The sequence below is a fragment of the Desulfurobacterium sp. genome (genome assembly GCF_027028515.1).
GTDB lineage: Bacteria > Aquificota > Aquificia > Desulfurobacteriales > Desulfurobacteriaceae > Desulfurobacterium_A.
Window position 1 is genome coordinate 1 of record NZ_JALVIW010000098.1, and the last position, 7,235, is coordinate 7,235.

Consider the following 7,235-nt stretch of genomic DNA (forward strand, 5'->3'; position numbering starts at 1 on the left):
TGAATCCTTTAAGTTCGTCAAAAATTCTATGGGAAAAAACGCTGGAAACAAGGCCGAAATCTCTGTGGTAAACGATTTTATTTCCGTCAAATACCGCTATTCCGGCACTTTCCTGACCACGATGTTGTAAGGCGTAAAGTCCAAGGTATGTATAGTAAGCTGCGTGAGGATTGTTATATATTCCAAATACTCCGCAGTATTCTTTCAAATTCTCCATAATTCCGCCTCTCTAAAAGCTCTTGTTTCAGGCTAACAATTATAACATTACCATCAGCCTTTTAAGGTATAATTTAAGCCTGAAGAGTGTTGGAAATTAGCAAACTTATATAGACGGAGGAAAACGGTTATGGAAAAAGGAAAGCTCCTTTACGAGGGAAAGGCTAAAGCTCTCTATGAGACAGACAGTGACAACCTTCTTATCCAGTACTTTAAGGATGATACAACAGCTTTTGACGGTGCTAAAAAAGAGCAGCTTGAGAAAAAGGGTGTTATCAATTGTGCTATTTCTACAAAAATATTTGAGTTTCTTGAGAAGAATGGGATAAAAACTCATTTCGTAGAGTCTCTGTCACCGAGGGAAATGCTTGTTAAAAGGTGTGAGATCATACCGGTTGAAGTGGTTGTGAGAAATATCGCGGCAGGTAGTTTCTCAAGAAGGTACGGTGTGGAGGAAGGTACGCTTTTGAAAGAGCCTTTGGTTGAATTTTTCTACAAGTCAGACGAGCTTCACGACCCAATGGTTTGTCCAAATCACGTGTACCTTTTTGGATGGGCAACGAGAGAAGAGCTTGCCCACATGGCTAAAGAGGCGCTGAAAATAAACGAACTTCTTAAAAATTTCTTTGACGCTATTGATATAACACTTGTTGACTTTAAACTTGAGTTTGGGAGACACAACGGGGAAGTGATTCTCGCCGATGAAATCACACCGGACAGCTGCAGGCTCTGGGACAAGTCAACCCGCGAGGTTCTTGATAAAGACAGATTTAGAAAAGACATGGGCAAAGTTGTTGAAAGCTACAGGGAAGTTTACAGAAGAATCATGGAAAAGTACGGGGAGTGATAATGGAACGTAAGCTCGTGAGCAACGTCGATAAGGAAATGAAAATTGCCCTTGAAAAGTACAGGGAACCTGAAAATATAAAACGTGTTCTTTCCGGTATGAGACCTACGGGAAAACTCCATCTTGGAAACTACTTTGGTGCGTTAAAGGCGTGGATTAAACTTCAAGATAAAGCAGAAAGCTTCTTTTTCATCGCTGATTGGCACGCTATAACGACATCTTACCACGACCTCTCTTCTCTGTCTGCAAATACGGTTGAAATGATGGCAGATTGGCTGGCTGCTGGGCTTGATCCGGAAAAGGCAACACTTTTCGTTCAATCCTGGGTAAAAGAACACGCTGAGCTTTACTTGCTCCTTGGTATGACAGTACCCGTAAAGTGGCTTGAAAGGAACCCGACGTACAAAGAGATGATGGAAAACCTGAAGGACAGAGAGCTTGCCACTTATGGTTTCCTTGGTTACCCTGTCCTTCAGGCTGCCGACATTCTTATATATAGAGCTGACGTTGTACCTGTTGGTATAGACCAGATTCCTCACCTTGAACTAACAAGGGAGATAGCGAGGCGCTTCAACAACTTTTTTGGAAATCTTTTCCCGGAACCAAGGCCCTATCTTTCTGAAGCACCAAAACTTCCCGGCCTTGATGGAAGGAAGATGAGCAAAAGTTACGGCAACTGTATCTACCTGTCAGACAGCGAAGAAGAGGTAAACAGAAAGGTTAGAAGCATGTTTACCGATCCTTCGAGAATTAAAAAGACAGATCCGGGACATCCTGAAACGTGTCCGGTATTTGCCTACCACACAATATTTACCGACGGAGAGAGTTTGAAAGAAATAGAGTCTGACTGTAGGGCCGGAAAGATCGGGTGTGTTCAGTGTAAGAAGAAGCTTGCAGAAACGCTTAACAGCTTTCTCAATCCTATAAGGGATAGGAGAAACAGTTACCTGTCAAGAAAGAAAGAGATGGTTGAAATTTTTGTAGAGGGCAGCAGGAAGGCTGAAAGTATTGCGAAAGAAACGGTGGAAAGTGTAAGAGAAGCCATGAATTTCTTCAAACCGGAGGATCTGTGAATATAAGAAAAATCGTTGTTAGACTTGGTATTGCCTCGCTACTCATCTATCTGCTGGTTCTGTTCATCAATCAGCACTGAGGCGCGGTAGATGAATGATGATAGGTACATGGAAATTGCAATAGAAGAGGCACTTCGAGGGAAGGGGAATACCCTTCCCAATCCTGCTGTAGGTGCTGTAATAGTAAAGAATGGCAGGATTGTAGCTACAGGATTTCACGAAAAAGCAGGAATGCCCCACGCAGAAGCTGTTGCAATAGAAAAAGCCGGGGAAAAGGCGAAAGGGGCAACTATATATGTTACATTAGAGCCCTGTAATCATTACGGAAGAACGCCACCGTGCACGGAAAAAATAATAAAAGCTGGCATCAAACGGGCAGTCATAGGTGTTAGAGACCCAAATCCTGTGGCATCCGGTGGAATTGAAAGGTTAAAAGAAGCTGGAATAGAAGTTACAGTAGGTGTAAAAGACAAAGAGTGCAGGGAGCTTATAGACGATTTTACAGTACTTGTAAAAAAGAAGCGGGCTTTTTGTTCTTTAAAACTTGCAATGACTCTTGATGGAAAAATAGCCAGGAAAGACGGTTCATCAAAGTGGATAACAGGAGAACAGTCACGGCAGTATGTTCACAGACTCAGAACGATACATAATGGTGTAATGGTAGGTATAGGAACCGTTTTGAAAGACGATCCTCTGCTTAATGTCAGGCTTGTATCAGCACAGAGACAACCAAAAGCCATTGTAGTTGATAGGCAGCTTAGAATTCCGGTCCACTCAAAACTTGTAAAGGAAAGAGCTTCTGATCTGGTAGTGATAACAACGGAAGAAGCTTTACTCTCTTATAAGAGCGGTATTCTCAGGGATTTTGGCGTTACATTAATTACTGCATCGGAAGAAAGAAGCGGTGTTAATCTTAAAGAGGCACTTAAAGCACTAAAAGAGATTGGCATTTATAGTGTAATGTGTGAAGGTGGAAGCAGACTTGCTCATTCCCTGATAAACGAAAACCTTGCTGATAAGTTTTACCTTTTCTATGCTCCGAAATTCTTTGGAAGTGGCATTCCTGCGTTGAATGGATGTGAAATGGAAAAAAAAGTTTCCATTTTTGACATTGAACCGATAGGAGAGGACTTTTTGATAAAGGCCTATCCGGAGGAATCGTGAAGAAGAGACTTTTCATAGGGACTACCGTTTCTATACCAGAGCCAGAACTTAAAGAAATAAAAAAAGAAATGGCCGCGTTAGAAATATCTGGAAAGTGGGTTGAAGAACATAACCTCCATTTTACATACAGGTTTCTTGGCGAGGTTCTTTCACCGTTCATCCCTGAAATTTCAAAAAGTTTGAGAAGTCACCTATCGAACGTTAATAAAGTAGAGGCAGAGTTAAAAGGCTTGGGCGTCTTTCCAAACTCTAAACATCCGAAAGTTTTATGGATAGGGATTAGCGCGCCGGGTATTGAAGTGATAAAGGAAGCTGTTGATGCATCACTCAAGCCGTTTGGTTTTAAAGAAGAAAAACAAAAGTTTGTTCCGCACGTAACTGTTTTAAGGATAAAAAGGTTCAAACACAGAATAAAATTTTCAAATTATCTTAACCGTATGAAAGAGCATCTCTTTTTGAAAATGACAATAAAAGAGGTATCTTTAGTAGAGAGCGTGCTTACTTCGGAAGGGCCAATATACAAAAATTTGGAAACGGTGGAATTGGGATGAATGTTCAACTTTTAGTGCCACCCGTAGTTGGTGGAATAATAGGTTACTTTACAAACTACGTTGCGATAAAAATGCTTTTTCGACCCAGGAAGGCTGTTTACATAGGAAAATGGAAAGTGCCTTTCACGCCGGGACTTATACCGTCTAAGAGAGATAAACTGGCAGCCTCCATTGCAAAGGTTGTTAAGGAGAATCTTTTAACGGAAGAGACGGTAAGGAAAAGACTCAACGAAGAAAAGGTGAAAATAAGCATAGAAGCTCTTGTGGACAAAGGCTTAGACCGTTTACTTGACTCCATGCCTGAATATATAGAAAAGATGACCTTTTCTATAGCTGACAGAAGACTTTTTGAGGTGTTAAACATAACAGATGTGGAAAAAATGATAGGAAAAGTAGTTAATTACGTTTATGAAAAAAAAACAACGTTGAGGGACATTTTCCCGGAGGCTATTTTAAGAAAGAAAGAGGAAATAATTGGTAGTTTAACTAAAAAGCTTATTGAGGTGGCCAGAGAAAAGATAAATTCTGAAGAATTTTTAGACCTGATTGCGGACAGGATACAGAAATTTATGGAAACATCAGGAAAAATTCCCGATGTAGTTATATTTAGGAAACCTGTAAAAGTCATATCAGATACGATAGCTGCTAAAATAGTGAAGACTTTGAACGAAACGGTGGAGAGTCCGCTTTTTGTAGAAGCTGCAAAAAGTTACATATCCCGTACTTTTGACAGATTTTTAGAAAAAGAGATTGTAGAGTTAGTAGGAAAAAAATATGATAGAGAGTCTTTAACAAGGAGGTTAACGGCTATCGTATATGAAAACTTCAACACACCGATAAGAAAATTACCCTTTGTGAGGGATAAAACTTACACTTTAATTGCCGGCTGGATGAGAGCATTGATTGATAAAAACAGAGAATTGTTGATTGAGAACATCTCTTTAAAGTTGCTTGAGCTTATAGAAAAAGAACTTCCCGTGATTATGGAGTCTATGGATATAGAAAATCTTGTTGCTGAAAAGGTTAACTCGCTCCCAATAGATGAGGTTGAAGGGATAGTTTTAAGATTAATTGACGAAGAACTTAGATACATAACTCTTTTGGGTGGCATTTTGGGTTTTATAATAGGGGCTTTTCAGGATGTTCTTTTTTTCGTAAAATAAATCATAAAGCCATTTGGTTTAACATTTAGATTTAAAAATTATTTTGTTTGTTTTTGTTTTATTAAACATATTTTAAAGGGTTGGAAATGGTAATCTTTAGGGAGCGGGAGGTTTCTAAATCAACACTTCTCATATCTTTGTTGGTAGTTTTCTTTTTCATCGTCTTTTTTGGATTCAGTTTCATAATAAGAACGATAAAAGTTTATAGAACCGATGATGCCTTTATCATAAACCGTCTCGGGCAGATAAGAGGTTCTATCCAGAGATACGCCAAACTGGAAATTATAAAGTCGCCCGAAGCTGTTAGAATTAAAAACTATGTAAATAAAGCTCTTGAAGAGGTGGACGCAAAATACCTGAACAACAAGTTTCTTGAGAGTTACCAGCAACGGGTGAAGTTCAGGGAATCTTACGTCAAGCTTAAGCGTGTATGGAAGGATTTGGAAAATGCGACATCCGTTCCTGAAATCGTCAGTTTAAGTGAAAAATGCTGGAACTTGGCTGACCAGACGACTACAAAGGCACAGCACATAGCGGAAATAAAGGATAAACAGTTATTGAACATAATTGAAAATGTGAGGAATCTGATATTCAGCATAATTTTCATATTGGTGGTGGCAATTTACTTCTTTGTCAAGAAAGACCTTGAAAAAAATGCCACACTTGATAGTTTAACGCTTTTGTACAATAGAAACTACTTCGGCAGTCAGCTTCAAAGATACATATGGAAAAGCAGGAAGGATAATCTGCCGATTTCTGTGATAATGATAGATGTAGATTTTTTTAAAAAGATAAACGATACTTATGGTCATACAAAGGGTGATGAGGTTCTTGCAAGGATAGCACAGATAATAAGGAAGCAGATAAGGGATTCTGACCTTGCATTTAGGTACGGGGGTGAGGAGTTTCTGGTTGTTCTTCCCGGAATTTCTTTGAACAAGGCCAGGAAAATTGCTGAAAGGATAAGGGAAGCTGTTAAAAATGCGGATTTTGGAATAAGAAGACAGGTTACGGTAAGTTGCGGAGTGACTGAGTACAGAGCAGGTGATACGCTGAGAGATTTTATTGAAAGGGCAGATAAAGCTCTCTACCGGGCGAAGGCGCTTGGTAGAGATAGATGTGAGTTCTTATAGTTCACAATCTGTCAAGGTAGCTTTTCAGCCTTTCTACGCCTTCCGCTAATTGGTTAATGTTCCTCGTATATGCGAACCTTATGTAGTTTTCAGTTCCGTTTTTTCCAAAATCGACGCCTGGCGTAACGGCAACGTGGATGTTTTCCAAAAGTTCTTTTGCAAATTCAAAGGAGTTTTTACCGTATTTAGAGATGTTCGCCCATATGTAGAAGGCGCCTTCGAGTTTTGCGTCTATGTCAAATAATGGTGAAAGGGCGTTAAGGAGGTAGTTCCTCCTCTTTCTAAATGTTTCTGTCACTTTTGAAAGGTATTGATAATCAAAGGCACCAAGAACTGCATACTGGCTTATTGTTGGGGCGCTTATGAAGAAATTTTGAAGTATTATCTCTGCTTTTCTCATTAGGTTCTCAGGCAGAATTATCCAGCCAAGGCGGAATCCAGGCATACAGAAATATTTTGAAAAACCACTGATTACGATAGCTCTATCGGAAAATTCAAGGGCCGTGTGTTCTTTTTTGTCATAAACGAGACCGTGGTAGATTTCGTCTGATATAAACCATATATTTTTTTCGTCGGCCGTTTCTATGAGCTTTTTAAGATTTTCTTTCTCATAAACGTTTCCTGTGGGATTTGAGGGAGAGGGAATGTGAACTGCTTTAACATTGCTGTTTTCTTCTAACATATCAGGTGTTAGCTGGTAGTTTGTGCTTTTGTTAACAGGAACAAAAACAGGATCGATGCCCAGGACCTTTGCAAAATTTTTGTAGCAAGGGTAGGATGGGTCTGTAAGCAGTATCTTTTCACCAAAGTCAAGGAGTATGGAGTAGGCCACTAAAAAGGCGCCTGACGTACCTGGTGTTACTGCTATCCTTGAGGGGGATATGTCGATGCCGTACTTTCTGTGGTAAAACTCTGCAATCTTTTCTCTCAAAGGTAGCAGTCCAAGGCTTTCAATGTAACCGTTTTTCCCATCTTTAATGGCTCTTTCTGTCTCTTCCCACACCTGTGGTGGTGGTTGAAGGTCTGGTTGACCAACTTCAAAGTGAATGGTATCTCCGTATCTGCCGGCTTCCCTGACAATGTCCATA

Annotated in this window: 7 protein-coding genes and 1 pseudogene; 6 read left to right on the top strand and 2 right to left on the bottom strand. The window is 39.9% G+C overall.

Annotated elements, in window-relative coordinates; genetic code table 11:
- A pseudogene (locus MV676_RS08195) lies at positions 1 to 217 on the bottom strand (amidophosphoribosyltransferase); the annotation flags it as partial.
- A 129-nt stretch (positions 218 to 346) separates the two neighbouring features.
- On the opposite strand from MV676_RS08195, the gene purC reads away from it, so the two are divergent.
- The 6 genes from purC to MV676_RS08225 all read left to right on the top strand — a co-directional run bounded on the left by purC (position 347) and on the right by MV676_RS08225 (position 6,147).
- The gene (gene purC / locus MV676_RS08200) at positions 347 to 1,063 is read left to right on the top strand and encodes a phosphoribosylaminoimidazolesuccinocarboxamide synthase (RefSeq protein ID WP_297446665.1); all 717 of its coding nucleotides are present in this window, start codon (positions 347 to 349) and stop codon (positions 1,061 to 1,063) included.
- Between the two features lie 2 nt (positions 1,064 to 1,065).
- Positions 1,066 to 2,136 carry a tryptophan--tRNA ligase gene (gene trpS, locus MV676_RS08205; RefSeq protein ID WP_297446668.1) on the top strand — a complete coding sequence of 357 codons (1,071 nt, stop codon included), beginning with the start codon at positions 1,066 to 1,068 and terminating at the stop codon, positions 2,134 to 2,136.
- Positions 2,137 to 2,226: 90 nt separating this feature from the next.
- Complete coding sequence (gene ribD / locus MV676_RS08210; RefSeq protein WP_297446670.1) at positions 2,227 to 3,300, top strand: bifunctional diaminohydroxyphosphoribosylaminopyrimidine deaminase/5-amino-6-(5-phosphoribosylamino)uracil reductase RibD; 1,074 nt, start codon at positions 2,227 to 2,229, stop codon at positions 3,298 to 3,300.
- A complete protein-coding gene (gene thpR / locus MV676_RS08215) occupies positions 3,297 to 3,851 on the top strand; it encodes an RNA 2',3'-cyclic phosphodiesterase (RefSeq protein ID WP_297446673.1) in 555 nt (184 codons plus the stop codon). The genes ribD and thpR overlap by 4 nt, the downstream gene beginning before the upstream one ends.
- A complete protein-coding gene (locus tag MV676_RS08220; RefSeq protein WP_297446675.1) occupies positions 3,848 to 5,014 on the top strand; it encodes a DUF445 family protein in 1,167 nt (388 codons plus the stop codon). Before thpR ends, MV676_RS08220 begins: the two co-directional genes overlap by 4 nt.
- Before the next feature lie 86 nt (positions 5,015 to 5,100).
- Positions 5,101 to 6,147, top strand: a complete 1,047-nt coding sequence (locus MV676_RS08225) for a GGDEF domain-containing protein (protein ID WP_022846362.1) — start codon at positions 5,101 to 5,103, stop codon at positions 6,145 to 6,147.
- A 1-nt stretch (position 6,148) separates the two neighbouring features.
- Here the strand turns inward: MV676_RS08225 and MV676_RS08230 are convergent, their stop codons facing one another.
- Positions 6,149 to 7,234 (bottom strand): aminotransferase class I/II-fold pyridoxal phosphate-dependent enzyme, encoded by a 1,086-nt coding sequence (locus MV676_RS08230; protein ID WP_297446678.1) that lies wholly within the window; start codon positions 7,232 to 7,234, stop codon positions 6,149 to 6,151.
- Position 7,235: the final 1 nt, after the last annotated feature.